This is a genomic window from Micromonospora sp. NPDC047521 (assembly GCF_055587305.1).
Genome location: NZ_JBVJGN010000003.1, coordinates 328,210 through 343,326, shown reverse-complemented (window position 1 = coordinate 343,326; position 15,117 = coordinate 328,210). Strand labels below are relative to the sequence as shown.

The window sequence follows — 15,117 nt, the reverse complement described above, 5'->3', positions numbered from 1 at the left end:
GATCACGCGGCTGGGGTCAGGTGGGCCACCGCGCCGATCTCCAGGGCGGCCCAGACGCCGTCGGTGGTGACCGTGATGCCGTGGGGTTCCGCGTTGGGGGTTCGCAGGGGGTAGCTCTCGATCTGTCCGGTGGGGTCGAGGTGGCCGATCCGGTTGGCCCCCCACTCGGTGAACCAGGCGCCGCCGGCCGGGTCGGCCACGATGGCGTGCGGCCGGGCCGCCCGGTCCGGCAGCGGGATCTCGGTCACCTCGCCGTCCGGGGTGACCCGGCCGAGCTGACCGGCGGTGATCTCCACGAACCAGATGGCGCCGTCGCCACCGGGGGCGATGCCGACCGGGCCGGCGTTTCCGGTGGGCAGTGGGTGCAGGGTGACCTTGCCGTCGAGGTCGATCCGGCCGATCGCGTTCGCCTGGTTGAGGGTGAACCAGAGCGCGTCGTCCGGCCCGGCGGTGATCATCGAGGCGAACGCGCCAGTCGCGGGTAGCGGGAACACCTCGACGCCTCCGTCGGTGTCCACCCGGCCGATCGTGTCGGAGGTCATGCCTGCGTACCAGAGCGCGCCGTCCGGGCCGGTGGCGATACCGCCCGGCCCCGTGCCGGCCGGCAGGGCGACCGTGCGCTGGTCGCCGTCGACGCTGATCCGGCCGATCCGGTCATCACCGGAGCGGGTGAACCAGAGCGCGCCGTCCGGACCGGCGGTAATGATCAGCGGTCGACCACCTGCCGGGTCCAGCGGGTGGGTCCGTACCGCGCCGTCGACCCCCAGGCGGGCGATCGCGCCACCGTGGGCGAGCGTCAGCCAGAGCGCGCCGTCGGGGCCGGGCGTGATGCCGTACGGGCCGGCGCCCGGCTCGGCGAGCGGGATCTCCCGAATCTCGGCGGTCGTCACGAGGCGTGATCCTTTCGTCGGGGCTTTCCCACCCTGACCGTACGGACGGCGACGTCGCAACCTGTTTGTCCGGCTGCCGAGCCGGATTGCCAGCCCGCTGACAGGGTCGCCATGGGTTGCGCCCAGCCTCGCTGGTCACTGTCGGTGACGTCATCGCAGCACCAACGACAATCTGGAGGACTGATGTTCCGCACGATGTCGAAGAAGCACCTGCTGGCCAGCGTGGCCGCCGCCGGTGTGCTCGGCGTGGGGATCGCCGCCCCCACGATGGCGTTCGCCGCTGACGGGGGCACCCCGACGCCGAGCGCCAGCAGCGCCGAGCAGAAGCAGGACCGGCAGGGTGAGTTCGCCGAGAAGCTCGCCCAGGAGCTGGGTGTGCCCACCGAGAAGGTGACCGCCGCGCTGGAGAAGCTGCGCGAGGAGCACAAGCCGGCCGACCGGCCGCAGCGCCCGTCCGCCGAGGACCGCCAGGCCGCCCTGAAGGAGCGGCTGGACCAGGCAGTCCAGGGCGGCAAGATCACCCAGGAGCAGGCCGACGCCATCGCCAAGGCCGTCGAGGCCGGCGTATTTCCCGGCCCCGGCGAGAAGGGCGGCCCGGGTCACCGGGGCGGCCCGGCTGGCCACGGCGACAGGAGCGGGCCCGGTGCCAAGGACGGGCAGGGCGACAAGGGCGGCCCCGCCGGCGCCCCGAAGGGCTCCGACCAGCAGGACGCCCCGGAGGCCACGCCCGGCGCGTGATCCCGGCTTGATCCATACCGTTTCGCCGATGTGGCGGTGTCCGTACGCCTGGACACCGCCACATCGGCGACTGGAGTCGGTCAGCTCGCTGGACACCGCTCGGCGACCGGAGTCGATCAGCGCGGCGGACCGGCGCCGACGGCCCGCGTGGCCCGTTGGCCACAGCGGGCCGCCGGGCCGGGGCTCAGGCCTGCGCGGGTGGGGGCGCGAACAGTCCCACCCGGTTCCCGACCGGGTCGAGCAGTTGGGCGCGGACCAGGCCGCTCGGCGTCGTGGCCGGTGGCACCAGCACCGTGCCGCCGGCCGCCTCGGCCCGACGGCAGGTCTCCGCGACGTCGGCCACCTCGGCGTAGAACGCCGCGTAGTTCGGTGCGTCGTCGCTGATGGTCCGGATCGCCCCGCCGATCCCGGTGTCGCCACCGGCGCCGGTCACACGGTACGACGGGCCCTGCTGCTCGAAGGTCCAGCCGAACAGCTCTCCGTAGAACCGTTGCGCCTCTTCCGGCCGGTCGGTGCCGAACTCGAACCAGGTGATGGGCGTCGTGGACATGTACTGCCTCCAGTGTTTCCAAAGCCGGCCGTTCGGCCGTCGTCTGGAGCAGTCTCGGGCCCGTGCGCGACACCGTCCTGTCGGTGTTTCCGGATCACCTGACGGGGGTCAGACCAGGCTCACCGACCGGACCCGCTCGTGCGGAATGTCGAGATCCGTCGGGTGCCACTCCCGGGACACCACCTCGGACAGCGCCCGGACCATCCGGATCCGGTCGGTCCGGAAACAGCGCAGCTCGCCGCGGAGCCGACACCAGGCCACCAGATACCAGTGCCGGTGGTTGCCGAGGTAGCCCACCGGCTCGACGTCGCGGACCGAACCCGCGCCGTCGCGGTCGGCGTACCCGATGCGCAGCACCCGCCTCGCGGACACCGCGTCGGCGACGATGGCCGGGACGGGCGTGGCCGGCCCGTCGCCGACCAGGTGCACCCGGCCGGCGAGGCGGTGCGCCTCGGCGGCCTCGGCGGCCGGAAGCACCGCCACCAGCTTGCGCAGCGCGGTGCCACCCGGCCCGGCGAACGGCGTGCCCGCGAGCCGGTGCAGCGCGACCGCCATCGCCACCGCCTCGGCCGGGGTGAGGTTGACCGGTGGCAGGGTGCGGGCGCGGTCCAGCGTGTAGCCGCCGGTGCGCCCCGGCTCGGCCCAGATCGGCACCCCCGCCTCCTGGAGGGCGCCGATGTCCCGTTCGATGGTCCGGCTGCTCACCTCGAAGCGGGTCGCCAGCCAGCGGGCGCTGCGCGGACGCGGCGACACCGCCCGCAACTCCTCGACCAGGGCGTAGAGCCGGTCCGTACGGTTCATGCCCGGCACGCTACGGCCGGGGTACGACGAACGCGCTCAGGCGATGCAGGCGCAGACGATGAGCGCTGCGCCGAAGTGGGTGGCGGCGCTGACCCGGGCCGCCGGATGCGGCTCGGGTGAGCAGATGACCTCACCGAGCTTGCCGGGGGTGAGCAGGTCGAGCACGAAGAAGGCCAGCGCCATGATGCCCAGCCCGAGCAGCCCGAACACCACGGTGGAGGCGAGGCCCTTACCAAAGTCGCTGTAGCTGGTCAGGATCGCCGTGAAGACGATCCCGGCGATGCCGAGCTGGTTGGCGGCGAGCAGCAGCCCCGCGTTGGTGTTGCGGTCCACCCAGATCAGGTCCCGCAACCGCCCCGGCGTGAGCAGGTCGACCAGGCCGAACCCGGCCGCCATCAGCCCCACGCCGACGATCCCGAACACGACGCTCTGCCAGGCACCGCTGAGCAGATCCTCCAGCACCGACTGCCTCCCGACTCTCCGCCCGGAAGGGGTACCGGCGCGGTGATCGAGACGATAGCGGCAGCGCGCAACCGCGTCAGCCCCGGCGTTACAGCGCCAGGTAGCGCTGCCGCTCGTACGGGGTGACCTCGCGGCGGTACTGCTCCCACTCGGCCCGCTTGTTGCGCAGGAAGAAGTCGAAGACGTGCTCGCCGAGCACCTCGGCGACCAGCTCGGACTCGGCCATCACGTCGATCGCCTCGGCCAGGTTCTCCGGCAGCGCCTCGTACCCCATGGCGCGGCGTTCGGCGCTGGTCAGCGACCACACGTCGTCCTCCGCGCCCGGCGGCAGCTCGTACCCCTCCTCGATGCCCTTGAGGCCGGCGCCGAGCAGCACCGCGAACGCCAGGTACGGGTTGGCCGCCGAGTCCGGCGAGCGGACCTCGACCCTTGCCGAGTTCGGCTTTCCGTACGCGGGCACGCGGACCAGCGCGGAGCGGTTCAGGTGACCCCAGCAGACGTACGCCGGGCTCTCCGTGATGCGGTCCGGCAGGTGCTGCGGGAACAGCCGCTTGTACGAGTTGACCCACTGGTTGGTGACGGCCGTGTACTCGCGGGCGTGCATCAGCAGGCCGGCGATGAACGACTTCGCCACCTTGGACAGCTTCATCGGGTCGCCCGAGTCGTGGAACGCGTTGCGCTCGCCCTCGAACAGCGACAGGTGGGTGTGCATCCCGCTGCCCGGCTGGTCGGTGAACGGCTTGGGCATGAAGCTGGCCTGCACGCCCGTGGAGAGCGCCACCTCCTTGACCACGTGCCGGAAGGTCATGATGTTGTCGGCGGTGGTGAGCGCGTCGGCGTACCGCAGGTCGATCTCCTGCTGGCCGGGCGCGACCTCGTGGTGGCTGAACTCCACCGAGATGCCGATGCGCTCGAGCGCCAGCACGCCCTGGCGGCGGAAGTCCCGGGCCACTGCGTGGGTGGTGTGCTCGAAGTAGCCGCCGGTGTCGACGGGCGTCGGCACGGACCCGTCCTGCGGGCCGTTCTCCAGCAGGAAGAACTCGATCTCGGGGTGGGTGTAGAAGGTGAAGCCCTTCTCGGCGGCCTTGGAGAGCGCGCGGCGCAGCACGTGCCGCGGGTCGGCCCAGGACGGGCTGCCGTCGGGCAGCAGGATGTCGCAGAACATCCTGGCGCTCTCGCCGCTGACCCCACCCTCGAACGGGAAGACCTGGAAGGTGGTCGGGTCGGGCATGGCCACCATGTCCGATTCGAAGACCCGGGCGAAGCCCTCGATCGCCGAGCCGTCGAAGCCGATGCCCTCCTCGAAGGCCGACTCCAGCTCGGCGGGGGCCACCGAGACGCTCTTGAGCGTGCCCAGCACGTCGGTGAACCACAGCCGGACGAACCGGATGTCCCGCTCTTCCAGCGTACGGAGGACGAACTCCTGCTGACGGTCCACTTCCCCAACCCCTCGCGACACTCTTTTGTCCGCCTTGGCCGGGCTCTACCCGACCTGACCGCCCAGTGTTCCCGGGCCCGGTTACGCAGACGTTACGCGAACCGCCGCCCGCCGTCCCCTCGTGTCCCGCCCGACGGTCGGAGACGCCGCCGTCGAACGCGCCGCTACCGCCGAATGACTCCGACACGACTGGGGCAAGATGAGGACATGCCCACCCTGCGTCTCGCCCTGTCCCAGGTCAACCCGAGCGTCGGCGACCTCGCCGGCAACGCCGACCTGGTCCGCAGCTGGACTCGCCAGGCCGCCGATGCCGGTGCCCAGCTGGTGCTCTTCCCGGAGATGATGCTCACCGGCTACCCGGTCGAGGACCTGGTGTTCCGGCGGTCCTTCGTCGCCGCGTCCCGGGCGGCCCTGGAGCGGCTCGCCGCAGACCTCGCCGCGGACGGCCTCGGCGAGGTGCCGGTGGTGGTCGGCTACCTCGACGCCGACGGGCCGCCGCAGATCAGCGGGGACGCGGAGCCCGGCCACGGTGCCCGCAACGCCGCCGCGCTCCTGCACGGCGGCACGGTGGCCGCCCGCTACTTCAAGCACCACCTGCCCAACTACGGCGTGTTCGACGAGGACCGCTACTTCATCCCCGGCGACACGCTCACCGTGGTGCGCATCGCCGGGGTGGACGTGGCGTTGACGATCTGCGAGGACCTGTGGCAGGCCGGCGGTCCGTTCGCCGCCGCCCGGGAGGCGGGCGTCGGCCTGGTGGTCAACATCAACGGCTCGCCGTACGAGCTGAACAAGGACGACATCCGGTTGCCGCTGGTCCGCCGCCGGGCCGCCGAGGCGAACGCCACAATCGCGTACGTCAACATGATCGGCGGGCAGGACGAGCTGGTCTTCGAGGGCGACTCGATGATCGTGAGCGCCGACGGGGAGCTGCTCACCCGCGCCCCGCAGTTCGTCGAGCACCTCCTCGTCCACGACGTCGACCTGCCGGCCGCGACCGAGCCGCCGGCCGCCCAGACCGCCGCCGGCCTGCGGGTCGTCCGCGGCGCGGTGGACGGTGTCCCGCCCACCCCCTCGGGTCCGGCCGCCGTCGGCGGGCTGATCGAGCCGGTGGCCGACGAGGCCGAGGTGTGGCAGGCGCTGGTGCTGGGCCTGCGCGACTACGTCAACAAGAACCGCTTCCCGTCGGTGGTGCTCGGCCTCTCCGGCGGCATCGACTCGGCGGTGGTGGCCGCCCTGGCCGTCGACGCCCTCGGCGGAGACCGGGTCGTCGGGGTGTCGCTGCCCAGCCAGCACTCCTCCGAACACTCCCGCGAGGACGCCGCCGACCTGGCCAAGCGCACCGGACTGGACTACCGCGTCGAGCCGATCCAGCCGATGGTGGACGGCTTCCTGGCCAACCTGTCGCTGTCCGGGGTGGCGGTGGAGAACCTCCAGGCCCGGGTCCGCGGCGTCATCCTGATGGCGTTGTCGAACCAGGAGGGGCACCTGGTGCTGACCACCGGCAACAAGAGCGAGCTGGCGGTGGGCTACTCCACCCTGTACGGCGACTCGGTGGGCGGCTTCAACCCGATCAAGGACGTGTGGAAGACGCTTGTGTGGCGGCTCGCGAAGTGGCGCAATACGGACGCCGCCCGCCGGGGCGAGACCCCGCCGATCCCGGAGAACTCGATCGGCAAGCCGCCCAGCGCCGAGCTGAGCCCCGGCCAGTTGGACAGCGACAGCCTGCCCGACTACGACGTACTCGACCCGATCCTGATCGGCTACGTCGACGGTGACCTGGGCCGCGACGGGCTCGTCGAGTCGGGCCACGACCCGGCGGTGGTCGACAAGGTGCTCCGCCTGGTGGATACCGCCGAGTACAAGCGTCGGCAGTCGGCTCCCGGCGCGAAGATCTCGATGAAGGCGTTCGGCCGGGACCGCCGCCTGCCCATCACCAACCGCTGGCGCGAGAAGGGCTGACCGTCCGGAGTGACATCCTGCACTGCGCCCTGCCGCGACCCGCTCCTGCGGTGCGACGATCGCGGTGGAACCCGGGGACCGCGCAGGCGGCCTCGAGGAAGGAGACAGTCATGGTGGAGTCCACTGCGAACGAGGTGACCGCCCTGTACGGCGGCCCGGCCACCAGGCGGGTCCGTACCCGCGACCTGATCGCCGCCAAGGAGCGCGGCGAACGGTGGCCGATGCTCACCTCGTACGACCAGTACACGGCGGGGATCTTCGACCAGGCCGGCGTGCCGGTGCTGCTGGTGGGCGACTCGGCAGCGAACAACGTGTTCGGCTACGAGACGACCTTGCCGATCACCGCCGACGAGCTGCTGCCGCTGGTGCGGGCGGTGGTGCGGGCCACCCGGCAGTCGCTTATCGTCGGCGACCTGCCCTTCGGCTCGTACGAGGAGGGTCCGGCCCAGGCACTGCGTACCGCCGTGCGGTTCATGAAGGAGGGTGGCTGCCACGCGGTGAAGCTGGAGGGTGGCCGTCGCTGCGCCGCGCAGATCGCCGCGATCGTCGGCGCCGGCATCCCGGTGATGGCGCACATCGGCTTCACCCCGCAGAGCGAGCACACCCTGGGCGGCTACCGGGTGCAGGGCCGGGGCGACACGGCCGAGGAGGTGCTCGCCGACGCGCGGGCGGTCGCCGAGGCGGGCGCCTTCGCGGTGGTGCTGGAGATGGTGCCCGGCGAGGTGGCCAAGCGGATCACCGCGGAGCTGCCGATCCCGACGGTGGGCATCGGGGCCGGCCCGGAGACCGACGCGCAGGTGCTGGTCTGGCAGGACATGGCCGGTCTGCGCACCGGCAAGACCCCACGTTTCGTCAAGCGGTACGCGGACCTTGCCGGCACCCTCACCGACGCCACCCGCCGCTTCGCCGACGAGGTGCGCGGCGGCGGGTTCCCGGCCGCCGAACACACCTTCTAGACCGGGGGCGGCTCCTAAGTGGGGGTGTTCCCCGCCCGGTCGGCGACGCCGCCGGGACGGCGGATGTTCGGCCGCTGCCGGTCAGGCCGCTGCCGGCCGGGTCGCTGCCGGTCGGGCCGCTGCCGGTCAGGTCGCTCGGGAGCGGTGGCCGGGTCCGCACGGCCTGAAGCTCGGCAGCCGCGGCATCCGCCGCTGGTCGGTCGCCAACGGATCCTCCAGCCAGGCGCATATCGATCTTGGTAACTGAAAGTGTCGTACGTTTGTTCTAGTGTCAGGACATGTTGGAGTCGTTGGCGCAGGCGGAGGAGGCAATCGCCGCCTGCGCCGACGTACCGATCTGGGCTGCGGCGGAGCCCGACCTGCTCGCCACGCTCGACGCCGCACACCGCATCGAGCAGCGCCTCGCCGCCGTGAAACTGGCGGCGATCCGCGAACTCGACGGCCGCGGCACGCCGATTGCCCAGGGTGCGTCCTCCACCGCGGTCTGGCTCCGCGAGCGACTGCGCCTCACCGTGCCCGCCGCCCGCCGGCTGGTCGACCTCGCCGCCACTCTCGACACCGGCAATCCCGGGGTACGACGCGCCCTCGCCGGCGCGGACATCACCGTCGACCAGGCCCGAGTCATCGCCGACACCGTCGCGACCGTGCAGGATGTCGCCGGCACGCAGGCCGCCGACAAGGCCGTAGGCGTCCTCGTCGACTGGTCCGGCCAGTTCGACCCCGTCCGGCTGCGCATACTCGGCACCCGCATCCTCGACCACGTCGCTCCCGACCTGGCCGACCACGCCGCCAGGGCCGCACTCGACGCTGACGACCGCCGCGCCACCCGCGACCGGCACCTCACCCTCTCCGAGCAGCCCGACGGCCGGCTGCGCCTCACCGGCACCCTCGACACCGAGGCCGCCGCCGTGCTGCGTGCCGCCCTCGACCCACTCACCGCGCCCTCGGACCCCGACGACAAGCGCACCGCCGGGCAACGCCGCCACGACGCCCTCACCGAGGTCTGCCGACTCGCCCTACGCACCGGCCAACTGCCCGAGAACGGCGGCGACCCCGCCCAGATCGTCGTCACCACCGGCTACCACGCGTTGACCCGCCAGCTGGGCGCGGGCAGCCTGGACACCGGCCTCGCACTCACCCCCGACACCGTGCGCCGGCTCGCCTGCGACGCCGCCATCCTGCCCGCCGTCCTCGGCGGCGGTGGTCACGTCCTCGACGTCGGCCGGCAACGACGCCTGTTCACCGGCCCGCTCCGGCGCGCTCTCGCCCTACGCGACCGAGGCTGCGCCTTCCCCGGCTGTGACCGTCCACCCCGCTGGTGCGACGCCCACCACATCCGGCACTGGGCCGACGGCGGGCCCACCAGCCTCGCCAACGCGGTCCTGCTCTGCGGCCACCACCACCGCCATCTCCACCGCGGCGACTGGACCGTCCACCTCGGCCATGACGGCCAACCCGAGTTCGTCCCACCCGCCTGGCTCGACCCCACGCAGGTTCCCCGCCGCAATCACTACCACCGACGAGCGTAGGCCGCCGACCAGCCACAACACCCGGCCACCCCCGAGGCCTGGCCGCTGACGAGCCGACGATTGGAGCTGGACCCGCCCGACACCCGTCGCCCGACGCACGACCGCCCGACGGGGCGTCCAACGCCGCGCGCCAACAGCCGCAGCAGTAGCGGCCTTGGCGTGCCCGTGGCCACCGGCAACGCCGGGCCGCGCGACGGTGGGCCACCCAAACGCTAGGCCGCGCGACGGTGGGCCGCGCAAACGCTAGGCCGCGCGACGCCGGACAGACGAAACCCGGTACAACGAAACCCGGTACGACGAATCGCCGGCCAGCGAGTCTGGGTGGCGGCGGTCCGGTCAGAGGTCGGTGACGCGGATGCCGGCGTGGGCCTTGTAGCGCTTGTTGATGGCGATCAGGTTGGCGGTGAACGCCTCGATCTGGTGGGCGTTGCGGAGCCGACCGGCGTAGATGCCGCGCATCCCGGGGATCCGGGCGGCGAGCGCGCCGACCACGTCGACCAGTTCGCGGTCCTCGGTGCAGATCAGCACGTCCAGGTCGATGCGGTCGACGTCGGGGTCGGCGAGCAGCGGGGCGCTGACGTGGTTGAACGCCGCGCAGACCCGGGAGTCGGGCAGGAGGGCGGCGGCCTGCTGAACGGCGCTGCCCTCGGCGACTGTGAGCGCGTAGGGGCCCTGCTTGTCGAAGCCGAGCGGGTTGACGCAGTCGACGACGATCCGGCCGGCGAGCGGCTCGGCGAGGGAGGCGACGGTTGCGGCGTGCCCGTCCCACGGCACCGCGATGATCACGATGTCGCTGCGCCGGGCCACCTCGTCGTTCGCCGCGCCGGTGATGCTGGCGTCGGCCGGCATTCCGGGCAGGGCGGCGATCTCGGCGGCGGACTCGGCGGCCCGCTCCGCGGAACGGGAGCCGATCAGCACCGTCTGCCCGGCCCGCGCGAACCGGTAGGCGAGGCCCCGTCCCTGGTCGCCTGTGCCACCGATGATGCCGACCGTCAGCCCGGACACGTCGGGCAGCGTGCTCGCGTCGTATGCCATGGGATCATCCTTCCAAACCACCAGGCACGGCAGCAGCGCCGTGTGCTGTGACAATCCCCGCTGCCCCGGAGGGCCGCAACCGCGAGCCGGGTCAGGCCAGCTCGAACAGGACGGTGCGGGCCGCCGGGTCGGCGGTGACCAGGCGGACCCGGACCCGCTCGCCGAGCGGCAGGTCACCGAGGCAGCGGGCGCGTACCGGTGGGGTGTCCAGGGCGACAGTGCCGCCGGGCGGACGGGGGCGGGACTTACCGTTGGGCGGGGCGTCGACGTCCAGGACCGCCGCGTCGAAGACCTCGGCGACCCGGTCCGCCAGCAGCACCGCCTCGGCCAGCTCGACAGCTCCCCGGCTGGCCGCCGAGGCCGTCCGGTCGGTGCTGGCCATCACCTCGGGCAGCCGGGTCAGGGCCTCACGCGCCCAGTCGGGCACCGAACGGCCCGCGTGCAGGGCCAGGCACACCTCGGTGGCGTACCTGTCGGCGAGGCGCCGCAGCGGCGCCGTGACGTGGGCGTACGCGGCGGCCACCCCGCCGTGCTGCGACTGCTCGGGAAGCGCGCCGTCGAAGGCGGTGTACGCGGCGCCGCGCATCAACTCGGCCGCCTGGTCGATGAACGCGGCGGCCCGCGGCTGGGCGGGGTCCAGCCCGGCGATCACCTCGCCCGGGCCGACGCCGTCGGGCCAGTGCACGCCGAGCGGCGCGGCGGCGGCGCGCAGCCGCTGCACCGCCTCCGATTTCGGGGCCGGCATGGTGCGCAGCAGGCCGACCCGGCCGGCCAGCATGATGTCGGCGGCGGCCATCCCGGTCAGCAGGGAGATCTGCGCGTTGTACTCCTCCATGGGGGCCGGGCCGCGCAGCACCAGCCGCCAGCCGTCGCCGTCGGGTTCCACGTCCTGCTCGGGAAGCGGCAGGTTGATGGCGCCGCGGCGCAGCCCGCGTACGGTCAGCAGATCGCCGATCTCCGGCAGCAGGGCGATCGGCTCGGGCAGCCGTCCGGCGTCCGCGGCTGCCTGCACGCCTGTGTAGTCGAGTTTGGCCCGGCTGCGCACCAGGGCCCGTTCCAGTTCGACGGCCACGGTGCCGCCGTCGGCGTCCAGGTCGATGGTCCACACCACGGCGGCCCGGTCGTCGTCGGGCAGCAGGCTGGCCGCGCCCTCGCTGAGCGTCAGCGGGTGCAGCGGCACGTGGCCGTCGGGCAGGTAGACGGTCTGCCCACGCCGCCAGGTCTCCGCCTCCAACGCGCCACCCGGGGAGACGTGCGCGGCGACGTCCGCGATCGCGTACCGCACCCGGTAGCCGCCTCCCGCGCGGCGCGCGAGCTGCATCGCCTGGTCCAGGTCGCGCGAGCTGGCCGGGTCGACAGTGACGAACGGTACGTCGGTGCGGTCGACGGGCGGCCGCGGTGGTGCCGCGGCCGCCTCGTCGGCCTCCTGCTGCGCGTCGGCCGGGAAGCCCTCGGGCAGGCCGAGTTCGCGGCGCAGCGCGCCGAAGTCGATGCGGGGTGCGAGCACGCGTCGGATGACCACGTGTCAATCCTGACAGCGCCGTCGGTGATCCGCTTCCGGTGACCGGCCGAGATCTTCCGACAGCCCCACGGTCGACGGGCGGCGTACGCTCAGCCGGTCGCCTTCCGGGCGGTGCTGCGCGTACCCCGGCCGGTGGTGGCCCGGGCGGCGGCCGGGCGGGCCGGCGACTTGCGGGCGGTCACCTTGCGGGCCGGCGCCTTGGCCGCGGCTGTCTTCTTCGCGGGCGCCTTCTTCGCCGCCGCCTTGCGGGCGGCCGTCGACGAGGTGCCTGTCGACTTCGCGGCCGGAGCCTTCTTCGCCGGCGCCTTGCGGGCGCCGCCGCTCGGGCGGGTGGAGGCTGTCTTCTTCGCCGTCGTCTTCTTCGCCGTCGTCTTCTTCGCTGGCGCCTTCTTGGCTGGCGCCTTCTTCGCGGCGGTCTTCTTCACGGCGGTCGCCTTGGTCGCGGCCTTACGCGCCGGCGCCTTCGCCGCGGCGGTGGTCTTCTTCGCCGCCGACGAGGTGGTCTTCTTCGCGGCGCTTGCCGTCTTCTTCGCCGCTGCGGTGGTCCTCTTCGCCGTACCCGTGGTCTTCGCCGCGGCGGTGGTGGTCTTGCGCGTCGCGGACGCCGGGGTCCGCTTCGCGGCGGTGGTCGTCTTGCGGGTGGTGGTCTTCTTCGCGGGGGCCTTCTTGGCCGCCGTCGTGGTCTTGGTGGTGGTCTTCTTCGCCGGCGCCTTCTTGGCCGCCGTGGTGGTCTTCTTCGCCGGGGCACGCCCCGCGCCGCCGGCCGCCTTGCGGGCCGGCGCCTTCGCGGCGCCCGTGGTGGACTTGCGCACGGGGGTGGTCCGGCTCGCCGCCGTGTTCCGCTCCGCCGCGGCGGTCTTCTTCGCGGTGGTGCGTCGGGCGGCCGGGCGGGTGGTGGCCTGCTGTGCTTCGGCCATCGTGGTTCCCTCCTTGGGGGCGTGCTCTCGCGTGCGTCCTCGCGGAGCACGAAATGCCTCGGCGCGGGCCGTCCCGCGCCGCCTACCTGTCCTCCCCGGCCCAACGGGCGTCCTCGGCATCCCACGCTTCGTTGCGCTCCTGCACCCGTTGCAGGGCGTTCTCCGCGTCGGCCGCCGAGTCGTACGGACCGAGGACGTGCTTCGCCGGGCACACGTCGGCGTCCGTCTCGACCCGGTGGTGCCGGGTGCACCAGTAGTACTTCCCACCACGCTCACTGTCCGTCATGGGAATCACTGTGCACCGACTACCGGCCGGCCGCCACCGGATCACGCAAGTCACCGACCTTCTCCACAGTAGATATGCTTTCCGTCTGGGGGAGCAAAACACCAGAAAACGGCCAAGGCTGGCAGCCGGTACCCGTGTTCACCCGGGCTGGAGCACGGCGGCGGCGTGGTCCTGGCGGCCGGGTCGCGGCCTATGATCGCCCGGTGGCGATACCTGACTACATCGTGGGGATGCGCAGACACGTCGGGCACGACCTGCTCTGGCTGCCCAGTGTCAGCGCGGTGATCCGCAACGACGCCGGTGAGCTGCTGCTGGGTCAGCGCGCCGACGACGGGCGCTGGTCGGTGATCAGCGGATTCGTCGAGCCCGGTGAGCAGCCGGCCACCGCGCTGGTGCGTGAGGTACGCGAGGAGACAGGCCTCGACGTGGCGCCGGTGCGGATGTCGAGCGCCGTCTCGCACCCGCACACGTACCCCAACGGCGACCGTTGCGAATACCTCAACCTGGGCTTCCTGTGCCGGGTGGTGGCCGGCACGGCACGGGTCAACGACGACGAGTCGCTGGATGTCCGGTGGTTCGCGATGGACCGCCTGCCCGAGTTGGACAAGCACGCCCTGCTGGTCCTCGCCTACGCCCTGCGGGACAACCCGGTGGCCGGCTACCTGCCGCCGGGCACCGGCTGGGACGACGTTCCGGACTGAGTCCGCGTACGCTGGCGGACTTTGCTTCTCCCGGAAGGGTCTGCCGTGGCCGAATATCCGCAGGACGTCGTACGCCGATTCCACGCCACCCCTGATCAGGTGGACGCGGGCCTGGTGGGCGAACCGCCCCGGACGTGGCGCTCGGTCGTCGTCGAGGACCACGACCCGGCCTGGGCGCCGCGGTACGCGAGCGTCCGTGCGCTGCTCACCGAGGCGCTCGGCGCCGTGGCGATCGGTGTGGAGCACGTGGGGTCGACTGCCGTGCCGGGCCTCGCGGCCAAGCCCGTCATCGACATCGACCTGCTCGTCGAGGACACCGCGGACGAGCCCGGCTACCTTCCCGCCCTGGAACGGCTCGGCTACCGACTGGTGCTGCGCGAGCCGTGGTGGCACGGGCACCGGATGCTCCTCAGCGCGGCGGAGGACGTCAACCTGCACGTCTGGCCGAGGGGCGCGCCCGAGCCCGTCCGGCACCGACTGTTCCGCGACTGGTTGCGGGCGCATCCGGACGACCGGGAGCGGTACGCCGTGGCGAAGCGACGCCTGGCACGCGACACCGCCGGTCGACCACGCGACTACAGCCTCGCGAAGAACGACGTCATCGACGAGATCTACGCACGGATCTTCGCGGACAGCCAAGCGCCCTGAGCGATCGGACCCGGCGCCGCCGGTCGACCGCCCGCGCCCACCGACCGTCAGAGGGGCTGCTGCCGCATGATCCAGGTGGGCACCGGCTCCGGCAGGTGACCCGCCACCTCCCAGCCGGCGCGGCGGTACAGCTCGACGTTCGCCGGGTTGCTCGTCTCCAGGACGGTCGGTAGGCCGTCGGCGGCGGCGCGGGCCAGACCGGCGCGCATGACGGCCCGACCCCAGCCGCGTCCGGCGTGGTCGGGGTGGGTGCCGAGGACGCCGAGGTACCAGAACGGGGCGGTTGGCAGGGCGGCGTGCACGGCGTCGTCGTAGGCCTGCACGCGGGCCAGCACGTCGGCGGGGAAATGACCGGCGAAGCCGCCGCCCCGGTCATCGTGGCCGCCCGTGGCCGGGTCGGCCGGCGGCTCCCAAATGGCGACGGAGGCGCCGGCGCCGATCGTCCAGATCGACGAGTGGTGCACCCGCTTGTCGAAGAGGTGCCCGAAGAAGGCTGCGGCGTACGGGGGGTAGGTGTCCTCGTCGGGGAACAGCCACCGCAGGACGGGGTCCTTCACGAACGCGGCAACCAGGGAACCGACCACCACGTCGCGGTCCGCCGGGGTGGCGATGGTGATCGCGGGGATTGTCATGGCAGTCGACACTATTGCAGGACGCCTGGCCCCACCGGCCCGGCGGGAGA

The 15,117-nt window shown here is 72.7% G+C and carries 16 protein-coding genes; 6 read left to right on the top strand and 10 right to left on the bottom strand.

Annotated features, from left to right (window positions below; translation table 11 throughout):
• Positions 1 to 2: 2 nt before the first annotated feature.
• Entirely contained in the window at positions 3 to 890 is an 888-nt protein-coding gene (locus tag ACZ6N8_RS09295; protein ID WP_466008793.1) for a Vgb family protein, read from the bottom strand.
• 183 nt (positions 891 to 1,073) lie between these two features.
• On the opposite strand from ACZ6N8_RS09295, the gene ACZ6N8_RS09290 reads away from it, so the two are divergent.
• A complete protein-coding gene (locus ACZ6N8_RS09290) occupies positions 1,074 to 1,628 on the top strand; it encodes a hypothetical protein (protein WP_466008791.1) in 555 nt (184 codons plus the stop codon).
• 184 nt (positions 1,629 to 1,812) lie between these two features.
• Here ACZ6N8_RS09290 and ACZ6N8_RS09285 read toward each other — a convergent pair whose 3' ends face one another.
• The 4 genes from ACZ6N8_RS09285 to glnA form a co-directional block, all read right to left on the bottom strand.
• A complete protein-coding gene (locus tag ACZ6N8_RS09285; RefSeq protein WP_387119796.1) occupies positions 1,813 to 2,178 on the bottom strand; it encodes a VOC family protein in 366 nt (121 codons plus the stop codon).
• A 108-nt stretch (positions 2,179 to 2,286) separates the two neighbouring features.
• The gene (locus ACZ6N8_RS09280) at positions 2,287 to 2,979 is read right to left on the bottom strand and encodes a helix-turn-helix transcriptional regulator (protein WP_466008789.1); all 693 of its coding nucleotides are present in this window, start codon (positions 2,977 to 2,979) and stop codon (positions 2,287 to 2,289) included.
• Between the two features lie 36 nt (positions 2,980 to 3,015).
• Positions 3,016 to 3,441 carry a DUF350 domain-containing protein gene (locus tag ACZ6N8_RS09275; protein ID WP_364362486.1) on the bottom strand — a complete coding sequence of 142 codons (426 nt, stop codon included), beginning with the start codon at positions 3,439 to 3,441 and terminating at the stop codon, positions 3,016 to 3,018.
• Between the two features lie 88 nt (positions 3,442 to 3,529).
• Positions 3,530 to 4,879 (bottom strand): type I glutamate--ammonia ligase, encoded by a 1,350-nt coding sequence (gene glnA, locus ACZ6N8_RS09270; protein WP_357991200.1) that lies wholly within the window; start codon positions 4,877 to 4,879, stop codon positions 3,530 to 3,532.
• Positions 4,880 to 5,086: 207 nt separating this feature from the next.
• Here glnA and ACZ6N8_RS09265 point away from each other — a divergent pair, with 207 nt between their 5' ends.
• The 3 genes from ACZ6N8_RS09265 (at position 5,087) to ACZ6N8_RS09255 (ending at position 9,326) form a co-directional block, all read left to right on the top strand.
• Positions 5,087 to 6,841 (top strand): NAD+ synthase, encoded by a 1,755-nt coding sequence (locus ACZ6N8_RS09265; RefSeq protein ID WP_466008786.1) that lies wholly within the window; start codon positions 5,087 to 5,089, stop codon positions 6,839 to 6,841.
• A 110-nt stretch (positions 6,842 to 6,951) separates the two neighbouring features.
• Positions 6,952 to 7,797, top strand: coding sequence for a 3-methyl-2-oxobutanoate hydroxymethyltransferase (gene panB / locus ACZ6N8_RS09260; RefSeq protein WP_466008784.1), 846 nt, complete (start codon positions 6,952 to 6,954; stop codon positions 7,795 to 7,797).
• Positions 7,798 to 8,075: 278 nt separating this feature from the next.
• Positions 8,076 to 9,326, top strand: coding sequence for an HNH endonuclease signature motif containing protein (locus tag ACZ6N8_RS09255; protein ID WP_466008782.1), 1,251 nt, complete (start codon positions 8,076 to 8,078; stop codon positions 9,324 to 9,326).
• A 336-nt stretch (positions 9,327 to 9,662) separates the two neighbouring features.
• On the opposite strand, the gene npdG is transcribed toward ACZ6N8_RS09255, so the two are convergent.
• From npdG to ACZ6N8_RS09235, 4 genes are all read right to left on the bottom strand, one after another.
• Complete coding sequence (gene npdG, locus ACZ6N8_RS09250; protein ID WP_400312777.1) at positions 9,663 to 10,361, bottom strand: NADPH-dependent F420 reductase; 699 nt, start codon at positions 10,359 to 10,361, stop codon at positions 9,663 to 9,665.
• A gap of 91 nt (positions 10,362 to 10,452) precedes the next feature.
• A complete protein-coding gene (locus tag ACZ6N8_RS09245) occupies positions 10,453 to 11,883 on the bottom strand; it encodes an RNB domain-containing ribonuclease (RefSeq protein WP_466008780.1) in 1,431 nt (476 codons plus the stop codon).
• 89 nt (positions 11,884 to 11,972) lie between these two features.
• Positions 11,973 to 12,800, bottom strand: a complete 828-nt coding sequence (locus tag ACZ6N8_RS09240; protein WP_466008778.1) for a histone — start codon at positions 12,798 to 12,800, stop codon at positions 11,973 to 11,975.
• Between the two features lie 82 nt (positions 12,801 to 12,882).
• Positions 12,883 to 13,086 (bottom strand): hypothetical protein, encoded by a 204-nt coding sequence (locus tag ACZ6N8_RS09235; RefSeq protein ID WP_139583286.1) that lies wholly within the window; start codon positions 13,084 to 13,086, stop codon positions 12,883 to 12,885.
• Positions 13,087 to 13,289: 203 nt separating this feature from the next.
• Here ACZ6N8_RS09235 and ACZ6N8_RS09230 point away from each other — a divergent pair, with 203 nt between their 5' ends.
• Both ACZ6N8_RS09230 and ACZ6N8_RS09225 read left to right on the top strand, forming a co-directional pair.
• Positions 13,290 to 13,787: an NUDIX hydrolase gene (locus ACZ6N8_RS09230; protein ID WP_466008777.1), complete on the top strand. Its 498-nt coding sequence runs from the start codon at positions 13,290 to 13,292 to the stop codon at positions 13,785 to 13,787.
• Positions 13,788 to 13,832: 45 nt separating this feature from the next.
• Positions 13,833 to 14,435, top strand: coding sequence for a GrpB family protein (locus ACZ6N8_RS09225; protein ID WP_466008775.1), 603 nt, complete (start codon positions 13,833 to 13,835; stop codon positions 14,433 to 14,435).
• Between the two features lie 47 nt (positions 14,436 to 14,482).
• Here ACZ6N8_RS09225 and ACZ6N8_RS09220 read toward each other — a convergent pair whose 3' ends face one another.
• On the bottom strand, positions 14,483 to 15,067 hold the full coding sequence (locus tag ACZ6N8_RS09220) for a GNAT family N-acetyltransferase (RefSeq protein ID WP_466008773.1): 585 nt from the start codon (positions 15,065 to 15,067) through the stop codon (positions 14,483 to 14,485).
• Between the last annotated feature and the right edge of the window lie 50 nt (positions 15,068 to 15,117).

Bases quoted from the DNA above. Each gene is read 5' to 3' on its own strand.
- ACZ6N8_RS09290 (WP_466008791.1), top strand. From the start codon at position 1,074: ATGTTCCGCACGATGTCGAAGAAGCACCTGCTGGCCAGCGTGGCCGCC.
- ACZ6N8_RS09285 (WP_387119796.1), bottom strand. From the start codon at position 2,178: ATGTCCACGACGCCCATCACCTGGTTCGAGTTCGGCACCGACCGGCCG.
- ACZ6N8_RS09280 (WP_466008789.1), bottom strand. From the start codon at position 2,979: ATGAACCGTACGGACCGGCTCTACGCCCTGGTCGAGGAGTTGCGGGCG.
- ACZ6N8_RS09265 (WP_466008786.1), top strand. From the start codon at position 5,087: ATGCCCACCCTGCGTCTCGCCCTGTCCCAGGTCAACCCGAGCGTCGGC.
- panB (WP_466008784.1), top strand. From the start codon at position 6,952: ATGGTGGAGTCCACTGCGAACGAGGTGACCGCCCTGTACGGCGGCCCG.
- ACZ6N8_RS09255 (WP_466008782.1), top strand. From the start codon at position 8,076: ATGTTGGAGTCGTTGGCGCAGGCGGAGGAGGCAATCGCCGCCTGCGCC.
- npdG (WP_400312777.1), bottom strand. From the start codon at position 10,361: ATGGCATACGACGCGAGCACGCTGCCCGACGTGTCCGGGCTGACGGTC.
- ACZ6N8_RS09240 (WP_466008778.1), bottom strand. From the start codon at position 12,800: ATGGCCGAAGCACAGCAGGCCACCACCCGCCCGGCCGCCCGACGCACC.
- ACZ6N8_RS09235 (WP_139583286.1), bottom strand. From the start codon at position 13,086: ATGACGGACAGTGAGCGTGGTGGGAAGTACTACTGGTGCACCCGGCAC.
- ACZ6N8_RS09220 (WP_466008773.1), bottom strand. From the start codon at position 15,067: ATGACAATCCCCGCGATCACCATCGCCACCCCGGCGGACCGCGACGTG.